The organism is Candidatus Legionella polyplacis (assembly GCF_002776555.1).
In the GTDB taxonomy this organism is placed as follows: domain Bacteria; phylum Pseudomonadota; class Gammaproteobacteria; order Legionellales; family Legionellaceae; genus Legionella_E; species Legionella_E polyplacis.
In genome coordinates this window covers 203398-227269 of sequence record NZ_CP021497.1, presented here as the reverse complement: position 1 = coordinate 227269, position 23872 = coordinate 203398, and the positions used below count along the sequence as shown (strand labels likewise).

Sequence of the window (23872 nt, the reverse complement as noted above, 5' to 3'; positions counted from 1 at the left end):
ATCATTCTCCTATAAAATAGTAAGATAAATTATGTATAAATTATATAATCGATATTACACTACATTAAGGAATAAAGGAAGATATAGAGTAATTCCTTCTATTAATTATTTATCAAGTTTTATTGATTTTTCTACAAATGATTATCTTTGTTTTAGTAAATTAAATATTTTATGTAAGGAAGTTAGTTTATTTATGAAAAGATATGGAATAGGATCAACTGGTTCTAGATTAATTTCTGGAAATAGAAGAATTTTTGAAAAATTAGAATTTCAAATTGCTAAAGATAAGAAAACAGAATCATCTTTAATTTTTAATTCTGGATTTCAAGCAAATATTTCTGTATTAAGTAGTTTACTTAATCGATCTGTTTTAAAGAATGTTCCAATTGTGTTTTTTGATCGATTAAATCATGCTAGCTTATATCAAGCTGTATTTTTAAGCAAAGCTAGGTTAATTCGATATAGACATAATGATATGGAACATTTAAATGATTTGTTAAAAAAATATAATAATTGGACAAATTCTAAATTTATTGTGACAGAAACTGTTTTTGGAATGGATGGTGATATATTGTTAATAAAAGAAATATTTTTTCTTACTAAAAAATATAATGCGTTTTTATATTTGGATGAGGCACATGCTACTGGAATTATAGGTGATAAAGGATATGGTTTATCTAGTATGATAGATCTTAGTGAAATTCCTCATTTGGTTTTAGGTACTTTTAGTAAAGCAATTGGATGCTTTGGTGCTTATATAGCGTGTTCAGAAGTTATTAAAAATTATTTAATTAATTGTTGTCCTGGTTTTATTTATTCTACTTCTTTACCTCCAATGTTGATTGGTGCAGTTTTTAAAGCTTGGAAATTAATTAAAGATTTATCTGATAAACGTTTTATTTTACATAAAAAATCTAATTTTTTAAGAGAAAAGTTAAATTATTTTGGATTTAATACTGGAAATTCTTCTACTAATATTATACCTATTTTTTTAAATAAAAATATTTCTGTAATTAATGTTAAAAATATGCTTTTACAAAAAAAAATAATTGTTTCTGCAATAAGGCCACCCACTGTTCCTCCTGGTAGTTCAAGATTACGTATTGCTGTTAATATTAGTCATTCAGATGAACAGATAAATAGTTTATTAGAGGCTATAAAAGTTATATGAAGTATGATTTAGTTTTTTGTCATGGATGGGGATTTGATAAAAATTACTTTAAATTTTTGATAAAAAAATATTTTTTTAATATGAACTATTATTTATTAGATGTAGGCTATTTTTATAATAGTAATATGTATTTATTAGATTTATTGCGTAATAAGTATTCTAAAAAATTTGTTGGTATTGGACATTCTTTAGGTTTTTTAAAGTTATTATTATCATCCTTAAAGTTTAAAGCATTAATTGGAATACAATCTTTTATAAATTTTTTAGGTTTTGAGGAGTATTTAAGAAAAAAAAGAAGTAATGAATTTAATGTATTATGGGATTTTTTTATCAGAAATGAAAGAAATGCATTAATGTTTTTTTATAAACGTTGTGGTTTTAAATGTATATATAATAAAAATATTAATAAATTCATTTTAAAAAGGGATCTTAAATTTATTTACAATTTTAATTTAAAATTTGATATATCAGTTCCAATCTTGATATTGGCATCTAAGAATGATAATATAGTTCCTATAGATTTAATCTATGATAACTTTGGTAAGAGTTGTAATATAATTACAATTGATACAGGTAATCATTGTTTAGGAATTTATGAATGTTCTTTTGTATATAAGAAAATTATAAATTTTTTGAATGAAATTAAATAAAGAATTTATACGAAATAATTTTGATAAAGCAAGTTTGTCTTATGATAGTGTTGCTTCAATTCAAAGGAAATGTGCTTTGATTTTAGTTAAATATTTAAAAAAATATTTTCCTAATTTTTATCCTTATTCTATATTAGATTTAGGGACTGGAACCGGTTATGTAGCAGAAGTTTTATTAGATTTTTTCCCAAAAAGTAAATTAGTATTAAATGATATATCATTTAATATGTTAATGCAAGCTAAGAAAAGATTATTAAATGAGAATATTGAATTTGTCATGAGCGATATGGAAAATAAAAATTTTAATTTTCATGATCTTGTTATTTCAAATTTTTCTATTCAATGGGTAACTAATGTTAAAAGTTTATTAGAATATTTTTCTAGTAATTCAATTATTTTTGCTTTTACTTGTTTGTTAGATGGAACATTTAAAAATTGGATTAGTTTTTTTTTAGAATCTTCATTGCCTATTCCTGTATATGAATATCCATCTACAAAGGATATGGAAAATTATTTAGTTTCTTTAAAATTAAATAATTATATTTATAATATTAAAGAATTTTCACTTGAATTTTTAAATTCGATTGAGTTTATTAGATATTTAAAAAAATTAGGTGCTAATTACAGTAATAACAAGTTGTTAATAACGGATTTAAAAAAAATTATTAATAATTATAAAAATAGGTTTAATATAAATTATAAAGTTTTTTTTGGTTTTTTAAATTAATGAAGATATTTATTACTGGTACAGATACAAATGTTGGAAAAACTATTGTTAGTAGTTGGATTTGTTTGCATACAGGATTTTCTTATATTAAACCTATTCAAACTGGTTATAAACATAAAAATACTGATGCTTTTACAGTTAAATCATTAAGTAATGTATTTACTTATAAGGAAAATTATATATTTAAAAAATCTTTATCTCCACATTTAGCTGCTTATTACGAAAATAAATTTATTAGAATTGATGATATAAGATTGCCAAATACTAATAATTTAATTATAGAAGGAATTGGTGGTGTATTAGTTCCTATAAATGCAAAGATGTTAGTAATTGATTTAATCATATATTTTTCTTTACCTGTTATTTTGGTTTCGAAATCAGTTTTAGGTACGATTAATCATACATTATTAAGTATAGAAGTAATGCGTTCGAGAAAAATTAAGATTTTGGGAGTAATTTTGGTTGGACCGTATAATCAAGATAATATTGATTCAATAGAATTTTATGGTAAAGTAAAGGTACTAGATTCAATTCCTAATTTAAAAAAATTAAATAAAAAATCTTTGAGTAAGATTTTATTTTCTGATAGGCTAAGGAGTTTATTTGGATTTTTTGTTAGAAGATAAAAATATTATTTGGCATCCATTTATTCAAGAAAAAAAAGAGAGTTTATCTATTTTTATAAAAAAAGGTAATGGATCTTATATTTATGATAATAATGGTAATGCTTATTTAGATTTGATCAGTAGTTGGTGGGTAAATTTGCATGGCCACTCTCATCCTAAAATTTCTGAAGCTATATATAAGCAAAGTTTAATTTTGGAACATGTTATTTTTTCTGGGTTTACGCATGAGCCTGCAATAAAGCTTTGCAAAAGATTGCATGAAATTTTGTCTTTTAGAAATTTTTCTAAGTTTTTTTTCTCTGATAATGGTTCAACGGCAATAGAAGTATCTATTAAGATGGCATATCAATATTGGAGAAATATTGGTGATTATAATAGAACTCTTTTTTTAGGATTTGAGGGTGGATATCATGGAGATACATTAGGTGCTATGAGTGTTGGTATTACATCTAAATTTCATAATAATTTTAAAAATTTATGTTTTTCTGTATTCAGCATTCCATTTCCTTATACTTATTTTAGAGATGATGATGTTGATTTAAAAGAAAATAATTCTATTAAAATTTTAAAAAATTTTTTAGAATTTAATCATTCAAAAATAGTAGCGTTGATAGTAGAACCATTGGTTCAAGGTGCAAGTGGGATGAGGATGTGTAGGTCGATATTTATAGAAAAAATAGTAAATTTAGTACGGAAATATGGAATTTTAGTTATTTTTGATGAGGTAATGACTGGTTTTGGTAGAACTGGAACTTGTTTTGCTTTTGAACAAACTAGTATTGCCCCTGATTTTTTATGTCTTTCTAAAGGGTTGACTGGAGGATTTTTACCTCTTGCTTTGACTGTAACTACTGATAAGATTTATGAATCTTTTTTAGATGTTGGGATAAATAAATTAAAAACATTTTATCATGGACATTCTTATACTGCAAATCCATTAGGATGTGCTGCGGCTATTGCTTCATTAGAATTATTGTTTGAATTAAATACAATTAATTCTATTAAAAATATATCTGCTTTACATGTTAATATGTTAAATAGATTATTAGAAGAGCATTCAGATATTATAAGTTGTGCGAGATCTGTTGGTACGATATCTGCGTTTAATGTTAATTTCGATATTGATATGATGAAGTTAAAAAAAATTTTTTTGTGTTATGGTTTATTATTGAGACCATTAGATAATGTTATTTATTTAATACCTCCTTATTCTATTACTTCGGAAGAATTATTAATGGCTTACAATAAAATTGAGGAAATTATTGTAAAGATAATAAGAAATAAAAAAGTTTATTAGTATTTATGCTTAATTGTAAGTTAGAGTATTTTACATATTAAAAAAAACTAATTATTGAATTTTAATATTTTTATATATTTTCTTATACGCTCGAAGGGATTTGAACCCCCGACATCTTGGTTCGAAGCCAAGTACTCTATCCATGCTGAGTTACGAGCGTATTTTTTGTTTTTTTTAAATTTAATATCTGTATTATACGAAATAAGTTAGTTTTTAAGTTTTTATTTTTTATTGGGCTGTATAGGAATTGAACCTATGACACAGAGGTTAAAAGCCTCCTGCTCTACCAACTGAGCTAACAGCCCTTTACTTATTAGCTAATAATAACTTTAGTTATGGTAAAATTTCAAGTGTTTTTATTTAGTTATACATTATTAATGGTTTTTTTATATTTAGATTATTATTTGTTGCTAATATAATCCAATTATTTGTTCGGAAATAGTTAATTTGTTTTTTTAGCTCTGAATTAGGAATTATTAGTAATATTACATCTGCTCCTAATGCGCCACATCCTTTAGATGCTAAAATGTTAAATTTTTTTTTAAAAAAATTTATGTATTCTTTAGTGTAATCTGTTATTAAATTAAATTGTTCGAGTTTTTTTTGATATTGATTAATTGATTGTATAAGCATAGAACTATTTTTTTTTATGAATGCTAGTTTTGCGAATTCTGTGATTTTTGATAAAACATTGAAGGACTTTAATATAGTAATATTTTTTAGATGCAGGTGGGTTTTTATTTTTTTATTACTGTGTAACAGTAGGAATGATAAATCTTTAAATGGCCAATTATAATTATGTAAAGTTTTGTTTTTTTGATTAAAATATACGCAAAGTTTTTGTGTTTGTGCTATTAAATCATATCCACTTGTATATAAAGTTTGTTGTTTTTTATTAATTATTTTTATATATTTAAAATAACTTTTTGTTAAGTGTTTTATAGATGGCAAAGTGGATGACAAATAGCATTTAATTAGATATATTCCAAGAAATTGAGCGCTAGACGATCCAAGTCCACCATTATTTTTGTATGGGTCATTCCATGATATTTTTCCTCTGTTATGAAGAAATGAGTTTTTCCATAAATATTTTGCAGGAGGATATGTAATTTTTTCATCGATAAAATTTTTATATGGGTTCCAGGATAATTTGAAACATGGGGTTGTTGTTAATATGATTGCTGAACCTCCTATTAAAGCAGAATATTCTCCTAATAAAAATGTTTTAGCAGGGATATTAATGATCATATAATAGTTAATTTTTATAATTAATGATTAGAGTAGTATTTTTATTGTTAAATTTATTAAGTTTTATTTTTATAAATGTATTACTTAAATAAGTTATATTTTTTTTAAAAATCTTTTATATAGTTGATTGTTTATCGATTTATATTTTTAAAATAATTAATTGGATATATTATAATATAAGATATTTATTATTTTATTTTTTTTTTAGTTATTATTAATTAGTGATAATTTTTATTATCTATTAATAGAATATTTTCCTTTTAATTCTTTTAATGTGTGGCTGCCAGTACAAAACATGGCTATTTTTAGTTCATATTCGATTAGTTTCATTAGATTGCATACTTTTTTTGAATTATGTATTGCTGCGTTTAGCATTAATTGAGCGAAACCTACCATATTTACTCCTAGTGCAAATAGTTTTGCTGCATCTAATCCGTTTCGCACGCCACCTGATCCCCAAATTTCGAAATTTGGAATTAAAGAAATTGCATTTTTTATACTTTGTATAGTAGTAATCCCCCAATTGCCAAATGTTATAGCTGCTTTTTTTTTTATATTATTTTTTGTTCTTTTACCTTCAATTCTTCCCCAGTGAGTTCCTCCTAGTCCACTTACATCTACAGCTGCTATTCCAATTTTTTTTAATTGTTTTAATGTTGCTTTTGAAAAGCCACAGCCTGTTTCTTTTACAATTACAGGAATAGATAGTGTTTTTACTAAATTGTCTAGTGCTTTAAAGCATCCTTTAAAATTTGGAATTCCTTCTGGTTGTAAAATTTCTTGTAAAGGATTACAGTGTATAATAATAGCTTTAGCTTGTAATGTATCTATTAATCGTTGAATTTTTTGAAAGGGAGTGTGAATAAGTTGAGTTATTCCTAAATTGCTAAATAAACTTACATTAGGAAAGTGTTTTCGTAAGAATATCCATTCTGAAGAAGCATTTATGTCAGTTAGTTCTCTGCGTTGAGATCCGACTCCCATTGACCATTGGTGTATTGAACAGGCTTTTATAAGATTATAATTTATGTTAATAGAGTTTTTATGTCCAGCAGTCATAGAACTTACTAAAAATGGTTTAATAACTTTTTTTCCTAATTGAATGCTATTAATATTGATTTCTTTAAAATTAATGTTTGGCAATGCATTATGAGTAAGTAAAATTTTATCTAAGATGTTATATTTAATTGTTTGATTAGATTTCATAAGAGCTAGTTTTATATGTTCTTTTTTTCTTTTTTCAAATTGAAGATAGCTATTTTTGTTCATTATGATTTAACTGATTTTGAATGTATTTAAAATAATGTTTTGAAAAATTTAATATTCAAATATTTTTACATGATTAAGTTTAATAAAAATTAATTTTGTTTTTCAAGCTTTTGTTTTTTTAGTAAAAATTTTATTTTATTTATTTATTTTAAAATAATGTTTTCATCTATTTTTGATTAATGTTATTTATTTAATTAAATATTATGATTTAAGTGAATAATGCATTTATATAATAAATAATATTTAATTAAATTGAATATTTAAAATTTAATAAATATATATATTGTAATTTTTTTGTTACAATTTTTTAATTAAATTTATTGATTTATTTTTTTTAAAAATTTTTGTATAATAAAATACATGAGATTTTATGGCAATATAGTTGCTTTAGTTACTCCTTTTTTTCAATCAGGTTTAATAGATATTAGTAATTTATGTAGATTAGTAGATTTTCATATTTATATGGGTACTAATGTGATTCTTTCTCCAAGTACTACTGGAGAATATAGTACATTGTCAAACGAAGAAAAAATTTTGATAGTGAGGACTGTTGTTAATCAAGTAAAAAAACGTATTCCTGTTATTGCTTGTGCTGGATCAGATAACGTAAATAATTGTATTAATTTAACATTAAAATTTATAGAATATGGAGTAGATGCTGTTTTAATTTCAACTCCTTCTTATTTAAAACCAACTCAGTTGGGTTTGTATGAGTATTATAAATATATTTCAGATAATGTTAAAAATTTTCCTATTATACTATATAATATTCCTAATAGGACATCATGTAGTTTACATATAAAAACTATAGAAAAGTTGATAAAGATTCCAAATATTATTGGAATAAAAGAAACAGTAATTAATTGTAAAAAAAGATTTAAAAGACTTGTGTATTTATGTAAAAATGAGAATATTTGTCTTTATAGTGGAAATGATTTAGTGTCTGCTAATTGGATATTAGATGGAGCGAGTGGTGTAATTTCTATAGCAAGTAATATTGTACCTAATACAATTTCGAAAATGTGTTGTTTTGCTTTAAATTTAAATATTAAAAAATCTTTAAAAATACATAATAAATTAATGTCTTTATATAAATTATTGTTGATTGAATCAAATCCTATACCTGTTAAATGGGTATTAAGTAAAATGGGTTTAATAAAAAATAAATTACGTTTACCTATGACTGTTTTATCTAATAAATCTGTAAAGATAATGGAAAAAAAGATATATAAATTTATATCAGTAAATAGTTATTATTAAGCAATTTGTATGTATAAATTGTATTTATATTTTTAATAATATAAAGAATTTTTAATTTTTTATTAGTTTTATGTTTTTTAGAGAGATTAGATTTTTAGTGTTATATATATATTTATGAATAGTAATTCATATTAGTTTTTATATGTAAAAATTTTAAACTATTTTAGGTGAATTTTATGACATTTGTAGTAACAGAACCTTGTATAAAGTGTAAATATACTGATTGTGTTGAAGTATGTCCAGTTGATTGTTTTTACGAAGGTCCAAATTTTTTAGTAATTAATCCAAATGAGTGTATTGATTGTGCTTTGTGTGAATCGGAATGTCCAATTAAAGCTATAGTACATGAGGATGAATTAGAAGATAAACAAAAAATTTTTTTAAGTATTAATAGGGAATTATCAAAAGTATGGCCAAATATAACTTCGAAAAAAGAAGCCTTTAAAGATGCTGATTATTGGGAGAAGATTTCTAATAAATTACATTTTTTAAAAAAAAAATGGAAATAACAAATTTTGATTAAAATATGAATTTTTTAGCTATTGATTCGTCTACAGAGTTATCGTCTGTAGCTTTATTAACTCAAGATGGGATTTTCTATAAGAAAGATTTAGATTTTAATAATCGTTCTAAATTTATTTTAAAAATGATTGATAGTCTACTCATAGATTCTGGAATATGTTTTAATAAATTAGATGCAATTATTTATTGTGCAGGACCAGGGAGTTTTACTGGAATTCGTGTTACTTGTAGTATAGTAAAAGGATTAGCATATACTATGAATATTCCATTATTTTCAGTTAGTAGTTTCAATTCTATTGCTCAAGAAGTTTATTCTATGCAAAGATATATTGGTATTAATTGTTTTAAATTTAATTTGCTAGTTTTGATTGATGCAAAAATGAATAGAGTTTATTGGGATTATATTAAGTATAAATTTATTGGTACAAAAGAAAGAATATCAAATATTTCAAGTATTTCTATACCTGAAGATAAATCTAAATTGATTTTAGCTGGTGTTTTTAATGATAAAATTATTAGTTATTTATCTAATACGATTAAGAGTCGAATTGTAAATAAATTTTTTATTTATCCAAACGCAAAATCTATTATTAGTTTTATTTTAAATAGAAAAATTTTAGTTAAAAATATTAATGTTATTGATGTTATTCCTACTTATTTAAAAGATTTAGTGTTATAGTAAATATATATTAGGATTAGGTTTAATGGAAAAATTTTTATTGAGAATTTTAGTTTGTCCATTGTGTAAAAAAAAGTTAATTTTTGAAAAAAATAGATTGATATGTATTTTTGATAGGATTGCTTTTCCAATATTAGATGATGTTCCTGTAATGTTAAAGGAAAAATCTTATGTTTTATAGTAATAATTTAAAATTTAATTTTATTATGTATTAAGATTTGTTTTTAATGTTTTATTATTTAAATTTAGTTAATTCGATTTTTGTTAAAGTTTTATACAGGTTATTAATATTTAGTAGAGTACGATATATATTTTATATATAAGATTTGTGTAATAATAAATTTTTATTTCAAATAAATAATTAAAAAATTATTTTATTTTTATAAAGTTTAATAAATATTAGTAAGTTTTTAAATACTTTTTTAAAGTTTTTTGTTGATATTTATTCCATTCTCTATTTTTCAGAGTATTTCTTTTATCATATTTTTTTTTACCTTTTGCTAAAGATATTTTTACTTTAATTAAGTTGTTTTTCCAATAAAATTCTAATGGAATTAATGTATATCCTTTTTGTTTTATGCTTCCAATTAATTTTTTAATTTCTTTGTATTTCAATAATAGTTTTCGTGCTCTTTTTGTTTCTATATAAAAATTTTTTGTTATATTTTGAATTGGTTGTATATGTGTGTTTAGTAAAAATATTTCTTTATTTTTTATTAAAATTATAGAATTAATTAAATTAATAGAATTTATACGTATACTTTTGACTTCCCATCCTTTTAAAATTATTCCAGCATTATAGGTGTTTTCTATGTAATAGTCAAAATATGCTTTTTTATTAGATACAATGATAGAATATAGATTTTTTTTATGTGTATGCATTGTGAAATTTTGTAATTTTAATAATTTATTTGGAATTAATGTTTTTAATATTAATTCTGAATATAAAAAATTAGTGAATATTGTTTTTTTTTGATAAATCAGTATAGTATCACATTATATTTAATATAAATATAATTATATATAAGAAATTAATTTATATTAGAATTTATAAAAGGTTTTTTATGGTGATGTTTTATTTGTTTTTTGATAAAGGTATTTTTAGTTATTAAAAATAATTTTAAAATAATAAAGTGTTATATTTTTATATGAAAAAAATTGTGATTGCTAATTGGAAAATGAATGGTAATATATATAATATAAAATTATTAATTGAACAATTAATTTTATTTTATAAGAAAGAAGTAGGTTTAATGAAATTCATTGTTGTTCCACCATTTATTTATATACCACTTGTTGTAAGTATTTTAAAAAAAGAATTAGATGTATTAGATATTTTTTGTGGTGCTCAGAATATTTATCCAGAGGAAAATGGACCTTTTACTGGTGAAATTTCTGTTTCTATGTTAAAAGATTATGATTGCAGATATGTTTTAGTTGGTCATTTTGAACGTCGTAGTATTTTTAAGGAGAACAATGCTTTAATTTCTAAAAAATTTCATTTTATACGAAGTAAAGAAATGATTCCAATTTTGTGTATTGGTGAATCAGATATAGAAAAGAAAAATAAAAAAACAGAGTTAGTATTGGAAAATCAATTATTATCTATTTTTACAAAAAATAGTGAACTGATAAATTACTCTAATAAGGAGTTTTTTAAGAATTGTATTATTGCGTATGAACCAATTTGGGCTATAAATAATAGAAAAGTTATATTAGATATGGTATATTTGCAAGATACTATATCTTTTATAAAGAATGTTATCTTTAAAATTAATAAAGGTATTGATGGGAATGTTCATATAGTTTATGGTGGTGGTATTAATAAAAATAATATTGAGCTTTTATTTTCTAAATTAAGTATTAGTGGAGTATTAATTGGAAGGAGTTCTTTAAATTTGTGTAGTTTTTTGGATATTGTTAAATGTATAAATTTATATTGATAATTCATATTTTAATTTCTTTTATTTTAATTTTTTTAGTGTTATTTCAAAATAGCAAAGGATCTAGTATGAATTTTTCTTTTAATTCTAGTATTTCTAGTACATTATTTGGAAGTAAAGGTTTAAATAGTTTTTTATATAAATTAACAACTGTTTTATCTTTATTTTTTTTTATTACAAGTATATCTTTGTCATATTGTCTTTCAGTTAAATTAAAAAATTTAACATTAGTTAATCATAATAAAAATTATGCAGGAGATATGTTTGGGGAAAATGTGTTAGTTCCTTCTTCTGTATATAAAATAAAGAATACATTTTATTGACAGGAATAAAATGTTTGATGATTAATTATTTTTAGTAATTTTAGTGATATTGATATATTTTTATATATTTTTTATGTATATTTATACATAGGAAAATAAAAAATGATTTTTGTTAATTCAATACCGAAGTGGTGGAATTGGTAGACACGTCGCTTTGAGGGAGCGATAGCTAATTAATTTATAGCTGTATCGGTTCGAATCCGATCTTCGGTATAAAATTATTTTATATTTTTATTTAATATTATTATATTATGGGTGATTTTTAATGTATTTATCAATTTTAATTTTTTTTATTGTTGCGTTTTTTATTAGTGTAATGATAGTAGGTTTTAGTTTGTTAATTAATACTTTTATTGAGAATAAAGATAAAAGTTTATCGTATGAATGTGGTTTTGATACCTATAAACATGCACATGATCCGTTTGATGTAAAATTTTATTTAGTTTCTATATTATTTGTTTTATTTGATGTAGAAACTATTTTTATTTTTCCTTGGGTTATAGTTTTTCGTAAGTTGAATTATATTGGAATATATGGAATGGCATTGTTTTTAGTGTTATTGGTAATTGGATTTATGTATGAATGGAGATCTGGAGCGTTAAATTGGAAATAAGTTTTATTATTAAAATTTTATAGATAAATGATTATATAAATAATTAGATACTATTTTATAGATATGAATTAGTGAGGTAAATTATATTAGTAAAGTTAGTTCTTTAGAAGAAAAAAAATATTTGTTAACTTCTATAGAGAAGTTGGTAAATTGGGCTCAAGGGAATTCATTATGGCCTATGACGTTTGGTTTGGCTTGTTGTGCTATAGAAATGATGCATGCTGGTTCATCTAGATACGATTTAGATCGTTTTGGTGTTTTATTTAGACCAAGTCCACGTCAATCTGATGTTATGATTGTTGCTGGAACATTATGTAATAAAATGGCACCTGCTTTAAGAAGAGTTTATGATCAAATGCCTAATCCAAAATGGGTTATTTCTATGGGGTCTTGTGCTAATGGAGGTGGGTATTATCATTATTCTTATTCTGTTGTTCGTGGATGTAATCGAATTGTACCTGTTGATATTTATATACCTGGATGTCCTCCTACTGCTGAAGCATTGATCTATGGTATAATACAATTACAGAATAAAATTAAGAAAAAATAATTGTTTTTTAATAAAATTAGTTAATAGTATTAAAATTTTTTATAAAGTTTTATGAAAGATATAATTAATTTATATAATAAATTACGAGATAAATTAAAAAATTATAATAGTAAAATAATGATTAATCATAATGAAATTACATTAGAATGTGATTTATTTTCTTTGAAAGATATTTTATTAGTTTTAAAAACTAATAATGAATTTAGTTTTAATCAATTAGTTGATTTGTGCGGAGTAGATTATTTAGATTATGGAAAATCTGATTGGAATGTAAGATCAGCAACAGTATGTGGTTTTTCTAGGGCTGTATTAGAAAAAAAAAGTAAAATATTGGATTTCAATAAAAATAGGTTTGCAGTTGTATATCATTTGTTATCTATTGAAAAAAATCATCGTGTTCGTGTAAAGTCTTTTATTGATAACGAAGATTTAATAGTTCCTTCTGTTTATGATATTTGGGAGGTAGCTGATTGGTTTGAAAGAGAAGCATATGATATGTATGGAATTTTATTTGATGGACATCCTGATTTGAGAAGAATATTAACTGATTATGGATTTATGCATTATCCATTAAGAAAAGATTTTCCTATTATAGGTTATTCGGAAGTTTACTATGATGATGTTTTAGGAAAAGTAATTTATGAGCCAGTGAATATTAAATCAAGAATTACTGTTCCTAAAGTTATAAAAAAATAAATATGGTTTGTAAGATAAATAGATTTTATGTGTAATGAATATTTCTATTAAACTATAAAAAAAGAAATATATGGAATTAAAAACTTATACTTTAAATTTTGGACCTCAACATCCTGCTTCGCATGGTGTATTACGTTTAGTATTAGAATTAGAAGGAGAAACTATAGTTGGAGCTGATCCTCATATTGGTTTTTTACATCGTGCAACTGAAAAACTTATAGAGACCAAGCCTTATTTGCAAAATATTGGATATATGGATAGGTTAGATTATGTATCTATGTTGTGTAATGAACATAGTTATGTGTTAGCTATAGAAAAACTTTTAGGTTTAGATATTCCAATAAGAGCAAAGTATATTAGAACATTGTTTGATGAGATTACTAGAATATTAAATCATTTATTATGGTTAGGTGCTACAGCATTAGATATTGGAGCTATGACTGTTTTTCTTTATTGTTTTAGAGAAAGAGAGGATTTATTTGATTGTTATGAAGCTGTTTCTGGAGCTCGTATGCATGCTAAATATTATAGACCTGGAGGTGTTGTTCGTGATTTACCAGAATTTATGCCAAGATATAAATCTTCCATTGTAGGTAATGAAAAAGATATTAAAAAAATAAATGAGAGTCGTGAAGGGAGTTTTCTTGATTTTTTGTGGGACTTTACTGAGAGATTTCCAAAATGTGTAGATGAATATGAAACATTGTTAACTGATAATAGAATATGGAAGCAAAGAAATATAGATGTAGGAATTGTTTCTAAAGAGGATGCATTGAAATGGGGATTTACAGGTCCAATGCTCAGAGCTTCTGGGGTAAAATGGGATTTACGTAAAAAACAGTCGTATGCTGCATATGAATATATTAATTTTGATGTACCAGTAAGGTTTAATGGGGATTGTTATGATAGGTATTTGGTTCGCATTGAAGAAATGCGTCAATCTAATGTTATTATAAAACAATGTATAAAATGGCTTAATAATCATCCTGGACCTATTAAGGTAAATGATTTTAAAATTTCCCCACCATCTAGAAATAGTATAAAATATAATATGGAATCTTTAATTCATCATTTTAAATTATTTTCTGAAGGTTTTTTTGTTCCGGTTGGAGAAGTTTATGCAGCTGTAGAGGCTCCAAAAGGAGAATTTGGAATATATTTAGTATCGGATGGATCTAACAAACCGTATAGGATTAAAATACGATCTCCTTCATTTGTGCATTTAGCAAATTATCATAAAATGGTTAAAGGACATTTATTAGCTGATGGAGTATCAATTCTTGCTAGTCAGGATATTGTTTTTGGAGAAATAGATAGGTAAGTTTTTTAATATTAAAATATATGTTGGTATAACAAGATTTGGGCAAGGGTATTCTATATCAATAGAATTTAGATAAAGTAATACGTATATAATGAATTTATATGAGTAAAACACTTGATCAATTAGTAGATTCTAGTAAATTAAAAGAAATTAATGATTGGATATTAAAATATCCGGTTTATGGGAAGAAATCTTCGGTAATAAGAATTCTTATGATAGTTCAAGAAATATATGGTTATTTAAATGATGAATTAATTGTTGCTGTAGCAAACTATTTAGGTGTTTCATATATCTCTGTTTATGAAGTTGCTAAGTTTTATTCTATGTTTTTTTTAAATCGTGTTGGAAAGTATGTTATTAGTATTTGTACTAGTTTATCATGTTGTTTGTTAAATGCCGATAATGTTGTTGAATATATTAAAAATAAATTAGATATTTCTTTTAATGAAACCACAAAAGATGGAAAATTTACTTTGAAAGAGGTTTCATGTTTGGCATTTTGTATTCATGCTCCTGTTATAAAAATAAATAAAAATTTATATAAAAATATTACTTTTGATAAAGTTGATTTTATTTTAAAAAAATATTTATAATACATAAAATAATAGGTTAATTTAAATTAAAATTTGATGAAATTAAATCAAGTTTGTTATAGGACTCTTCATTTAAAAAAATCTTGGACTTTATCTGCGTATCAAAGCGTTGGAGGTTATTCTGCTTTAAAATATATTATTCGTACTAATATGTCTCCTGAGGAAATTATAAAAGAGATAAAAATATCTTCTTTAAGAGGAAGAGGTGGTGCTGGCTTTCCTACATATGTGAAATGGGATGCTATAGATAGAACTCAGAATGAGGATAAATATGTTGTATGTAATTCTGATGAAGGTGAGCCTGGAACTTGTAAAGATAGATATATATTAACATACAATCCACATCAATTAATTGAAGGAATGATTATTGCCGGTTATACTATTGGAGCTAAGATCGGTTATAATTATATAAGGGGGGAATTTTGGTTGCCATTTAAAAGAATGGAAGAAGCAATAAAAGAAGCATATATATTTGGTTTTTTAGGAAAGAATATATTAAATAGTAATATTAATTTTGATTTATATAATCATTTAGGAGCAGGTTCGTATATTTGTGGAGAGGAAACTGCCTTATTGAATTCGTTAGAAGGTAAAATAGGGCAACCTAGATTTAAACCACCGTTGCCTGCTAAATTTGGTTTATATGGAAAACCTACCCTTATAAATAATACAGAAACTTTAGCATCTATACCATTAATTGTAGAAAAAGGAGGAGAGTGGTTTTTGAATATTGGAAAACCCCCTAATAATGGAGGTACAAAATGTTTTAGTGTTACTGGGCATGTTAATCGACCTGGAAATTATGAAGTTTCTTTAGGTACTCCTTTTAGATCGGTTTTATCTTTAGCAGGAGGGGTGTATGGTGGAAATAAAATTAAAGCTGTAATACCAGGTGGAACTTCTATGAAAGTCGTTTTAGGGGAGATTATGATGGATTTAGATTTAGATTTTGATAGTTTAAGGGATATTGGTTCTGGATTAGGTTCTGGTGCTATCATTGTAATGAATGAAAATACGTGTATGGTTAATGCTTTATATTGTATTACAAAATTTTATATGGAAGAGTCTTGTGGGCAATGTACTCCTTGTAGAGAAGGAGTTGGATGGATGTTTAGATTGGTTCGTAAAATAAAATATGGACTTGGAAATCTTAATGATATTGATACATTGATTAATATAGCTAATAATATAGAAGGGAAAACTATTTGTGCTTTTGGAGATGCAGCATCATGGCCTGTTCAAAGTTTTATTAAAAATTTTTATGATGAATTTGAGTGTTTTATTAAGAAGAAGATTTTTTTTTAATAAAAAATTTTTAAAAATGATTGAAATAGAAATAAATAATAATATTTTTAAGGTTAAAAAAGGAAGAACTATTATTCAAGTTGCTGATGATAAAGGTATTTATATACCAAGATTTTGTTATCACAAACAGTTATCGTTAGCTTCAAATTGTAGAATGTGTCTTGTAGAGATTTATGGATTTAATAAGTTGTTTCCTGCTTGTTCAACAGTAATTAATAAAGAGATAAAAATTTTTACTAAATCTAAGAAAGTTATTGAGGCTCAAAAATCTGTTATGGAATTTTTATTGATCAATCATCCGTTAGATTGTCCTATTTGTGATCAAGGAGGAGAGTGTGAGTTGCAAGATTTTTCTATGGAGTTTGGGTCTGATTCTTCAGTATATAAAGAAGAAAAAAGAGTATTTAGTAATGACAATTTTGGATCTTTAATTGCTTCTGAGATGACAAGATGTATTTATTGTACTAGATGTATTCGTTTTGATAGAGAAATTAATGGATCTCATGAATTAGGTTTGCTAGGAAAAGGAGAAAAAATAAAAATAGGTACATATATAAAATCATTTATAACATCAGAAGTATCTGGAAATATGATCGATTTATGTCCAGTTGGTGCTTTATCTTCTAAACCATTTAGATCATTGAAGCGTTCATGGGAACTACATCAGTATGATGGTGTATCTATTCATGATTGTTTGGGATCAAATATTTATTTTCATGTGGATAGAGATAAAGTCTTTAGAGTTACTTCTAGAGAGAATAAGAATATTAATGAATGTTGGATTTCTGATAGAGATCGTTTTAGTTATTTAGGATTACAAAGCAAATTTCGTGCAAGTAAACCAATGTTAAAGAATGATGGAAAATGGTGTTCTGTGGATTGGTCTGTAGCTTTAAAATTTGTATCTGATGGTATTTTAAATATATTACAAAAATATGGTCCTGAACAAATTGCAGTTTTTGCTTCTCCTTCATCTACATTAGAAGAATTTTATTTGCTTCAAAAATTAATGAGGTCTATTGGAATAAATAATTTAGATCATAGATTACAACAGATTGATTTTAGAGATCAAAATTATCAAGAATTAGCCCCATATAGTTCTTTATCGTATTCTTTAATTGCAGAACAAAAAAATATACTTATTTTAGGATCTAATATTCATAGAGAAGTACCTTTAGTTGGATTAAAAATTCGGGAGGCATTTCTTAATGGTGCTAAATTGTTTGTTATAAATCCTATTGATTATAATCACAATTTTGATATTGAAAAAAAGATAATTTTACCAGTACAGGATTTATCATTACAACTAGCTAAGTTAGTATTATCTATTTTGCCAAATGATTTTTTTCTACCTAAAGAATTAAAAAAGTTTTTTAGAGATTTAACAGTAGATAATGAAACTTTATTTATTGCTAAGTCTTTATGTTATCAAAATTCTGTTATTATTACAGGTTCTATATTTGAGAACCATCCAGATTCTTCTTTATTACGTACATTATTGTATTATTTTAAATTGTTTAGCGGTGTAAGAATATTTAGATTAACTTCTGGATCAAATAGTTTGGGTGCTTGTATTTCTGGATTTTTGCCACACAGAACAATTGGTGGTATTCCTGTAAATAATCCAGGAATGGATGTTCAGTCTTCTTTAAGAAAAGAATTAAAAGGTTATATTTTATTGGCAGTAGAGCCGGAGTTTGATTTTGCTAATTCTTGTTTAGCATTGAATTCTATAAAAAATGCTGATTTTGTTGTTGTTTTTTCTGCTTTTCAAAATAATCAAGTTAAAAAATATGCAAGTGTTTTATTGCCTATAGCTCCTTATTATGAAACCGATGGAACATATATTAATATTAATAATATTTGGCAGACAGTTAAGCATGTTTGTAATCCATATGTTGAATCTAAACCTGCTTGGAAAATTTTTAGGGTGTTAGGAAATATGTTAAATTGCAGTGGATTTGAATATTTATCAATTTATGAAGTTTTATCTGAAATTAAATCTATTTTAAAAAAATCTGAAAAAATTAAATATCGTCCATATTTTCCGGAGAAATTTCCTATTTCTCAGAATTGTTTGGTTCGTGTTGGAGAGTGGCCTCTATATAGAGTTGATATGATTGTCCGAAATTCTTATGAATTGCAAACATGCCCGTCTTCAGATTTAGATAAAGCTTATGTAAGAATAAATCCTAATACTGCAAAAAGAATTAATTTATTATCTTCTAAATTTATTCTTGTTTCTCAAGAGTATAGTATGAGTGTGATGTTACCTGTTAAATATGATAATAGAGTTGGGATTAACATGGTTTGGATAGTAAATGCTATGTTGGAAACATCGAATTTAGGATGTTCCTTTTTAAAGGTATATTTAAAAAAAATTGATTAAAGATATTTTATGTATATAAGTAATTTATTATTTCTTTTTATAAAGATTTTAATATTTATTTTTCTTTTGATGTTTTGTGTAGCATACTTAACATATGCAGAAAGGAAAATAATTGCTTATATTCAATTACGTATTGGTCCAAATAGAGTGGGTTGGAAAGGATTACTTCAACCATTTTCTGATATTATTAAATTGTTTACAAAAGAGATTATTTTTCCTGTAGAATCTAATAAGTTTTTATTTATTTTTTCTCCTATTATTTCTTTAATTATTTCTTTGATGGGATGGTCTGTTATACCTTTGTCATATACTATGGTTTTTAGTAACCTAAATTTAGGTGTTTTATTTATTTTTATGATAAGTTCTATGGGGGTATATCCAATATTAATAGCTGGATGGTCATCAAATTCGAAATATGCTATGTTGGGTGCTTTGAGAAGTGCTGCTCAAACTATATCATATGAAATACCAATGGGAATTGGATATATAGGTATAATTCTTGCTTCAAATAGCACTAATTTAATTGATATTGTGAAATCACAAAGTGGAGGTATATGGCATTGGTGGGTAATACCTATGTTTCCATTATTTATGACATTTTTGATTTCTGCTATAGCTGAGAATAATAGAGCTCCTTTTGATTTAGTAGAAGGAGAATCGGAGATTGTAGCTGGATTTCATGTTGAGTATTCTGGAGTAATTTTTGCTATGTTTTTTCTTTCTGAATATGTTAATATGATTTTTTTATCTACTGTTATAAGTTTATTATTTTTTGGTGGTTGGCTATCTCCTTTTGATGGTATATTTTTTTTAGATAATTTTTTTATTGCTGTTCCCAGTTTTTTATGGTTATTAATTAAAGTTTTATTTTTTTTATTTATTTATTTATGGATTAGAGGTACATTTCCTCGATATCGATATGATAGTTTAATGCAGTTAGGATGGAAAATATTAGTTCCTATTAGTTTTTGTTGGTTAATTGTTATTATATGTATGGTACAATTACATTGTAAACCTTGGTTTTAATCTTAATAAATGAATAAAAAAGGATGAAGATGTTTTATAAAATAAAACGATTATGTAAAAAAATAAAATTTTATGTTTTTCATTTTTTTTTGTTAGATATGTTACGTGGTTTATGGATTACAGGAAGAGCAATTTTTAAGAAAAAAATAACAGTTCAATTCCCTGAGAATAATATACCTGTATCTCCTAGGTTTCGTGGTATGCTAGCTTTAAGGAGATATCCAAATGGAGAGGAAAGGTGTATTGCTTGTAGATTGTGTGAATCTATTTGTCCTTCATTAGCGATTACTATCGAAGCAAAAATTCAGAAAGATGGAACGAGAAAGGCAACAAAATATGAAATTGATATGTTTAAATGTATTAGTTGTGGTTTATGTGAAGAGGCATGTCCTGTAGATTCAGTTGTTGTAACTCCTATTCGTCATTATTTTTTTACTAAAAAAGGTCAAAATTTTTTTACGAAAGAACAATTACTTGATATTGGTGATTTGATGGAAAAAAAAATAATTTATAATAGAAAGATTGATAAAAATTATTATTATTAACAATGTTTTTATATTGGAGGATATTCTATTGATGTTTATAAAGGAATTTATATTTTATATTTATTCAATTTTATTAATAATTTTGACTTTTATGGTTTTATTTCAAAATAATCCGATATATTGTGTATTGTTTCTTGCGTTAAATTTTTTGTCTATTTCTTTGTTATGGTTATTAAAGAATGCGGAATTTTTATTTTTTGTTTTTATTTTAGTTTATGTTGGAGCTATAATAACTTTATTTTTATTTGTCACGATGATGATAGGATCATCTAGTAATATTGGTTCTAATCATTCTTTTTCTATTTTAGATTTTATTTTGTTTTTTGCAATATCGTTTATTATGATAGCATTATTTATATTGGTATTGCCTAAATGTTTATTATTAAATAGTAGTAATCAAAATTTTAATAAGATTGATTTATCTTTTTTATCATTATTTAATCATAAAGTTATAAATAAGTATGATAGTATAGTTCACACTAGGGAAGTTGGTACAATACTTTATTCTAATTATATTTTTCCATTTGAATTAATAGCATTAATACTATTAGTTTCAATAATTTCTGTGATTGTCTTGTCTAAAGTTAGAAATAAGTAAAGTATTTAGTAATTAATTTTTATTTAATAATTAATATTAAGTTAATTTTATTTGTTAAAGTGTTATAAATAAGTAATTTTAAATTTTATGATTTTCAGAAAAAATTATTATAATATAATAAAAATATTAGATTTATTTTATTTATTGTATAATTGATATTAATTAATAGTTATAATATATTTTATTATTTTTATTTTAAGAATAAAAAATGATTATTGATAATGTGTTACCTATAGGTTATTATTTAATATTAACAGCAGTATTATTTAGTTTTAGTTTGTGCGGGATTGTATTGCGCAAAACTCATATGTTAGTATCTTTGATGTGTATAGAATTAATGTTTGTGACTATATGTACTAATTTTATTATTTTTTCTCATTTTTATAAGAAAATAGATGGAGAAATTTTTGTATTCTTTATTTTAGCTATTGCTGCTGCTGAGATTTCCATAGGTTTATCCATTTTAATGTTATATTATCGTGTATATGGTAATATTTATTTAGATGATTTAAATAAATTAAAAGGTTAATTATTGTGAGTATTAAATGTTTATTTTTATTTATAATAATATTATCTCTTTTATTTTCTTTATTATTTGTAGTTTTTTTTCAAAGAAAATTTAGTAATAAATTGGTTCATGTTATTACTATTTTTAGTACTTTTATATCTTTATTACTATCTATATTTGTTTTTATATATTTTTTATTTGTTACTAAAAAAATAGAAAATTTTAATTTTTTAATATGGATGAGTGGAGGAAAGGTTTTTCCTTATATTTTTCATTTTGGATTTTTAATTGATTCTTTAAGTTGCATTATGTTAATTTTAGTTAATTTTATTTCATTAATTGTCCAGATTTATAGTATAGGTTATATGAAAAGAGAAATAGGATATAAAAGATTTTTTTCTTATATAATTTTGTTTACTTTTATGATGAATATTCTGGTTGTTTCTAATAATTTTTTACAATTATTTTTTGCTTGGGAAGGAGTAGGTTTAGTTTCATATTTATTAATTAGTTTTTGGTTTTTTAAGGAAAAAGCTGTTTATTGTGGATTCAAAGCTTTTTTGATTAATCGTATTGCTGATTTTGGGTTTATATTAGGTATTGGATTAATTTTATCTTATGTTGGCAGTTTAGATTATCATGTTGTATTCCAAAAGGCATTGTATTTGAAAAGTAAAAAAATATGTTTAGTTTTTGATAATGTTCATTGTTCATTATTAACGATAATTTCTATATTACTTTTTATTGGTTCTATGGGGAAGTCTGCTCAAATTCCATTGCATATTTGGCTTCCTGGATCAATGGAAGGTCCTACTCCTATTTCAGCTTTACTTCATTCTGCTACTATGGTTGTTTCTGGTATATTCATGTTAATTCGTATTTCTCCATTAATTGAGTATTCTACTGTAGTATTAAGTTTAATTTTAATAGTAGGATCGACAAGTGCTTTTTTTATGGGTATGGTTGCTATTACATTAAATGATATTAAATCTATAATTGCTTATTCTACTTTGTCCCAATTGGGATATATGATGGCTGCTTTAGGTGTATCTGCTTATAGTGCTAGTTTATTTCATTTGTTTAATCATGCCTTTTTTAAGGCTTTATTATTTTTATCAGCTGGATCTATAATAATTTGTGCTTCACATGAACAAAATATAAGAAAGATGGGAGGGTTATGGAATAAAATTCCTATTACTTATTTTTCTTATTTAATTGGTAGTTTATCATTATGTTCTATTCCTCCATTTTCTAGTTTTTATTCTAAAGATTCTATAATAGAGTACGTAAAATTTTCTAAGATTTTTGGTAGTAATTATGCTTATTATTTATTATTGATAACTGTATTTATTACATCGTTTTATATTTTTCGTTCTTTTTTTATAATTTTTCATGGTAAACAAAAAGAAATTATAAATATAAGTTTTTCTTATAAACATGAAAATTATTTTGTTTTTTGGTTTCCTTTATTTTTACTTATAATTACTTCATTAGGTTCTGGAGTTTTTTTATATAAAAATATATTTAGCGAGTTTTCTTTTTTAAAAGGATCATTTTTTGTTTTACCAAATCATGTTATGAAAAATCTTTTTTTTAGAAAAATGTTGATTTCTTTTAATTTTAGTAAGGATATTTTTTTAAACATAGCATTTATTTTAACAATATTTGGTATATTTTTTGCTTGGATTTTTTATATTAAGATTCCATGTATTCCTATTTATTTTTCTAGAAAGTTTTCTTTGGTATATAAAGTACTTATAAATCAGTATGGATTTGATTTTTTAATTAATTATTTTGTTTTTCTTTTTAAAAAAGTTGGAAATGTTTTTTATAAGATTTTTGATCGAAAAATAATTGATAAATTTATAGTAGAAGGAATTGGTTTAGTAATTTTATGGTTTTCAAAAAAAATTAAGTTTTTTCATAACGGATATTTATATAATTATGTTTTTGTCATGATTTTATCTGTTATTTTATTATCGTATTGTACATTGTTTTCTTATGGGAGATAGA

The 23872-nt window shown here is 24.0% G+C and carries 26 protein-coding genes and 3 tRNA genes; 24 read left to right on the top strand and 5 right to left on the bottom strand.

What is annotated here, in order from left to right; all coding sequences use genetic code 11:
* Positions 1–31: 31 nt before the first annotated feature.
* The 5 genes from CCU22_RS01180 to bioA are packed head-to-tail and all read left to right on the top strand — an operon-like array spanning position 32 to position 4471.
* On the top strand, positions 32–1171 hold the full coding sequence (locus CCU22_RS01180; protein WP_100114773.1) for an aminotransferase class I/II-fold pyridoxal phosphate-dependent enzyme: 1140 nt from the start codon (positions 32–34) through the stop codon (positions 1169–1171).
* Positions 1168–1821, top strand: coding sequence for an alpha/beta hydrolase (locus CCU22_RS01175; RefSeq protein WP_100114772.1), 654 nt, complete (start codon positions 1168–1170; stop codon positions 1819–1821). The genes CCU22_RS01180 and CCU22_RS01175 overlap by 4 nt, the downstream gene beginning before the upstream one ends.
* Positions 1808–2548 (top strand): methyltransferase domain-containing protein, encoded by a 741-nt coding sequence (locus CCU22_RS01170; protein WP_100114771.1) that lies wholly within the window; start codon positions 1808–1810, stop codon positions 2546–2548. The genes CCU22_RS01175 and CCU22_RS01170 overlap by 14 nt, the downstream gene beginning before the upstream one ends.
* Positions 2548–3174 carry a dethiobiotin synthase gene (bioD, locus tag CCU22_RS01165; protein WP_100114770.1) on the top strand — a complete coding sequence of 209 codons (627 nt, stop codon included), beginning with the start codon at positions 2548–2550 and terminating at the stop codon, positions 3172–3174. Before CCU22_RS01170 ends, bioD begins: the two co-directional genes overlap by 1 nt.
* A complete protein-coding gene (bioA, locus tag CCU22_RS01160; RefSeq protein ID WP_199485683.1) occupies positions 3161–4471 on the top strand; it encodes an adenosylmethionine--8-amino-7-oxononanoate transaminase in 1311 nt (436 codons plus the stop codon). Before bioD ends, bioA begins: the two co-directional genes overlap by 14 nt.
* A gap of 85 nt (positions 4472–4556) precedes the next feature.
* Here bioA and CCU22_RS01155 read toward each other — a convergent pair.
* The 4 genes from CCU22_RS01155 to fni all read right to left on the bottom strand — a co-directional run bounded on the left by CCU22_RS01155 (position 4557) and on the right by fni (position 6988).
* Positions 4557–4631: transfer RNA gene (locus CCU22_RS01155), tRNA-Arg, on the bottom strand.
* A gap of 72 nt (positions 4632–4703) precedes the next feature.
* Positions 4704–4776: transfer RNA gene (locus CCU22_RS01150), tRNA-Lys, on the bottom strand.
* Positions 4777–4831: 55 nt separating this feature from the next.
* Entirely contained in the window at positions 4832–5719 is an 888-nt protein-coding gene (locus CCU22_RS01145) for a hypothetical protein (RefSeq protein ID WP_100114768.1), read from the bottom strand.
* Between the two features lie 234 nt (positions 5720–5953).
* A complete protein-coding gene (gene fni, locus CCU22_RS01140) occupies positions 5954–6988 on the bottom strand; it encodes a type 2 isopentenyl-diphosphate Delta-isomerase (protein ID WP_100114767.1) in 1035 nt (344 codons plus the stop codon).
* 360 nt (positions 6989–7348) lie between these two features.
* Here fni and dapA point away from each other — a divergent pair, with 360 nt between their 5' ends.
* The 4 genes from dapA to CCU22_RS01120 all read left to right on the top strand — a co-directional run bounded on the left by dapA (position 7349) and on the right by CCU22_RS01120 (position 9630).
* Positions 7349–8248 carry a 4-hydroxy-tetrahydrodipicolinate synthase gene (gene dapA / locus CCU22_RS01135; protein WP_100114766.1) on the top strand — a complete coding sequence of 300 codons (900 nt, stop codon included), beginning with the start codon at positions 7349–7351 and terminating at the stop codon, positions 8246–8248.
* Between the two features lie 176 nt (positions 8249–8424).
* On the top strand, positions 8425–8757 hold the full coding sequence (gene fdxA, locus CCU22_RS01130) for a ferredoxin FdxA (protein WP_100114765.1): 333 nt from the start codon (positions 8425–8427) through the stop codon (positions 8755–8757).
* A gap of 17 nt (positions 8758–8774) precedes the next feature.
* Positions 8775–9449, top strand: coding sequence for a tRNA (adenosine(37)-N6)-threonylcarbamoyltransferase complex dimerization subunit type 1 TsaB (gene tsaB / locus CCU22_RS01125; protein WP_100114764.1), 675 nt, complete (start codon positions 8775–8777; stop codon positions 9447–9449).
* 25 nt (positions 9450–9474) lie between these two features.
* The gene (locus CCU22_RS01120) at positions 9475–9630 is read left to right on the top strand and encodes a Trm112 family protein (RefSeq protein WP_100114763.1); all 156 of its coding nucleotides are present in this window, start codon (positions 9475–9477) and stop codon (positions 9628–9630) included.
* Between the two features lie 218 nt (positions 9631–9848).
* Here CCU22_RS01120 and smpB read toward each other — a convergent pair whose 3' ends face one another.
* Positions 9849–10331 (bottom strand): SsrA-binding protein SmpB, encoded by a 483-nt coding sequence (gene smpB / locus CCU22_RS01115; RefSeq protein WP_100114762.1) that lies wholly within the window; start codon positions 10329–10331, stop codon positions 9849–9851.
* A gap of 266 nt (positions 10332–10597) precedes the next feature.
* Here smpB and tpiA point away from each other — a divergent pair, with 266 nt between their 5' ends.
* The 15 genes from tpiA to nuoL all read left to right on the top strand — a co-directional run bounded on the left by tpiA (position 10598) and on the right by nuoL (position 23871).
* Positions 10598–11392 carry a triose-phosphate isomerase gene (tpiA, locus tag CCU22_RS01110; RefSeq protein WP_100114761.1) on the top strand — a complete coding sequence of 265 codons (795 nt, stop codon included), beginning with the start codon at positions 10598–10600 and terminating at the stop codon, positions 11390–11392.
* Positions 11374–11715, top strand: coding sequence for a preprotein translocase subunit SecG (gene secG / locus CCU22_RS01105; protein WP_100114760.1), 342 nt, complete (start codon positions 11374–11376; stop codon positions 11713–11715). The genes tpiA and secG overlap by 19 nt, the downstream gene beginning before the upstream one ends.
* 122 nt (positions 11716–11837) lie before the next feature.
* Positions 11838–11928, top strand: a tRNA-Leu gene (locus CCU22_RS01100).
* Between the two features lie 52 nt (positions 11929–11980).
* Positions 11981–12328 carry an NADH-quinone oxidoreductase subunit A gene (locus CCU22_RS01095; RefSeq protein WP_100114759.1) on the top strand — a complete coding sequence of 116 codons (348 nt, stop codon included), beginning with the start codon at positions 11981–11983 and terminating at the stop codon, positions 12326–12328.
* A gap of 85 nt (positions 12329–12413) precedes the next feature.
* Positions 12414–12878 (top strand): NuoB/complex I 20 kDa subunit family protein, encoded by a 465-nt coding sequence (locus CCU22_RS01090; protein ID WP_100114758.1) that lies wholly within the window; start codon positions 12414–12416, stop codon positions 12876–12878.
* 51 nt (positions 12879–12929) lie between these two features.
* Entirely contained in the window at positions 12930–13574 is a 645-nt protein-coding gene (locus tag CCU22_RS01085; RefSeq protein ID WP_100114757.1) for an NADH-quinone oxidoreductase subunit C, read from the top strand.
* Positions 13575–13644: 70 nt separating this feature from the next.
* Positions 13645–14895: an NADH-quinone oxidoreductase subunit D gene (locus tag CCU22_RS01080; protein WP_100114756.1), complete on the top strand. Its 1251-nt coding sequence runs from the start codon at positions 13645–13647 to the stop codon at positions 14893–14895.
* Positions 14896–14996: 101 nt separating this feature from the next.
* Positions 14997–15488: an NADH-quinone oxidoreductase subunit NuoE family protein gene (locus CCU22_RS01075; RefSeq protein WP_100114755.1), complete on the top strand. Its 492-nt coding sequence runs from the start codon at positions 14997–14999 to the stop codon at positions 15486–15488.
* A gap of 33 nt (positions 15489–15521) precedes the next feature.
* A complete protein-coding gene (gene nuoF, locus CCU22_RS01070) occupies positions 15522–16793 on the top strand; it encodes an NADH-quinone oxidoreductase subunit NuoF (RefSeq protein ID WP_233485120.1) in 1272 nt (423 codons plus the stop codon).
* Entirely contained in the window at positions 16696–19182 is a 2487-nt protein-coding gene (gene nuoG / locus CCU22_RS01065) for an NADH-quinone oxidoreductase subunit NuoG (protein ID WP_233485119.1), read from the top strand. The genes nuoF and nuoG overlap by 98 nt, the downstream gene beginning before the upstream one ends.
* Before the next feature lie 9 nt (positions 19183–19191).
* Positions 19192–20208, top strand: coding sequence for an NADH-quinone oxidoreductase subunit NuoH (gene nuoH / locus CCU22_RS01060; protein WP_100114753.1), 1017 nt, complete (start codon positions 19192–19194; stop codon positions 20206–20208).
* Positions 20209–20237: 29 nt separating this feature from the next.
* A complete protein-coding gene (gene nuoI / locus CCU22_RS01055; protein WP_100114752.1) occupies positions 20238–20753 on the top strand; it encodes an NADH-quinone oxidoreductase subunit NuoI in 516 nt (171 codons plus the stop codon).
* A gap of 31 nt (positions 20754–20784) precedes the next feature.
* Complete coding sequence (locus CCU22_RS01050) at positions 20785–21351, top strand: NADH-quinone oxidoreductase subunit J (RefSeq protein WP_145955070.1); 567 nt, start codon at positions 20785–20787, stop codon at positions 21349–21351.
* Positions 21352–21574: 223 nt separating this feature from the next.
* Complete coding sequence (nuoK, locus tag CCU22_RS01045; protein ID WP_100115031.1) at positions 21575–21880, top strand: NADH-quinone oxidoreductase subunit NuoK; 306 nt, start codon at positions 21575–21577, stop codon at positions 21878–21880.
* A gap of 5 nt (positions 21881–21885) precedes the next feature.
* Entirely contained in the window at positions 21886–23871 is a 1986-nt protein-coding gene (nuoL, locus tag CCU22_RS01040) for an NADH-quinone oxidoreductase subunit L (RefSeq protein ID WP_100114750.1), read from the top strand.
* Position 23872 lies beyond the last annotated feature (1 nt).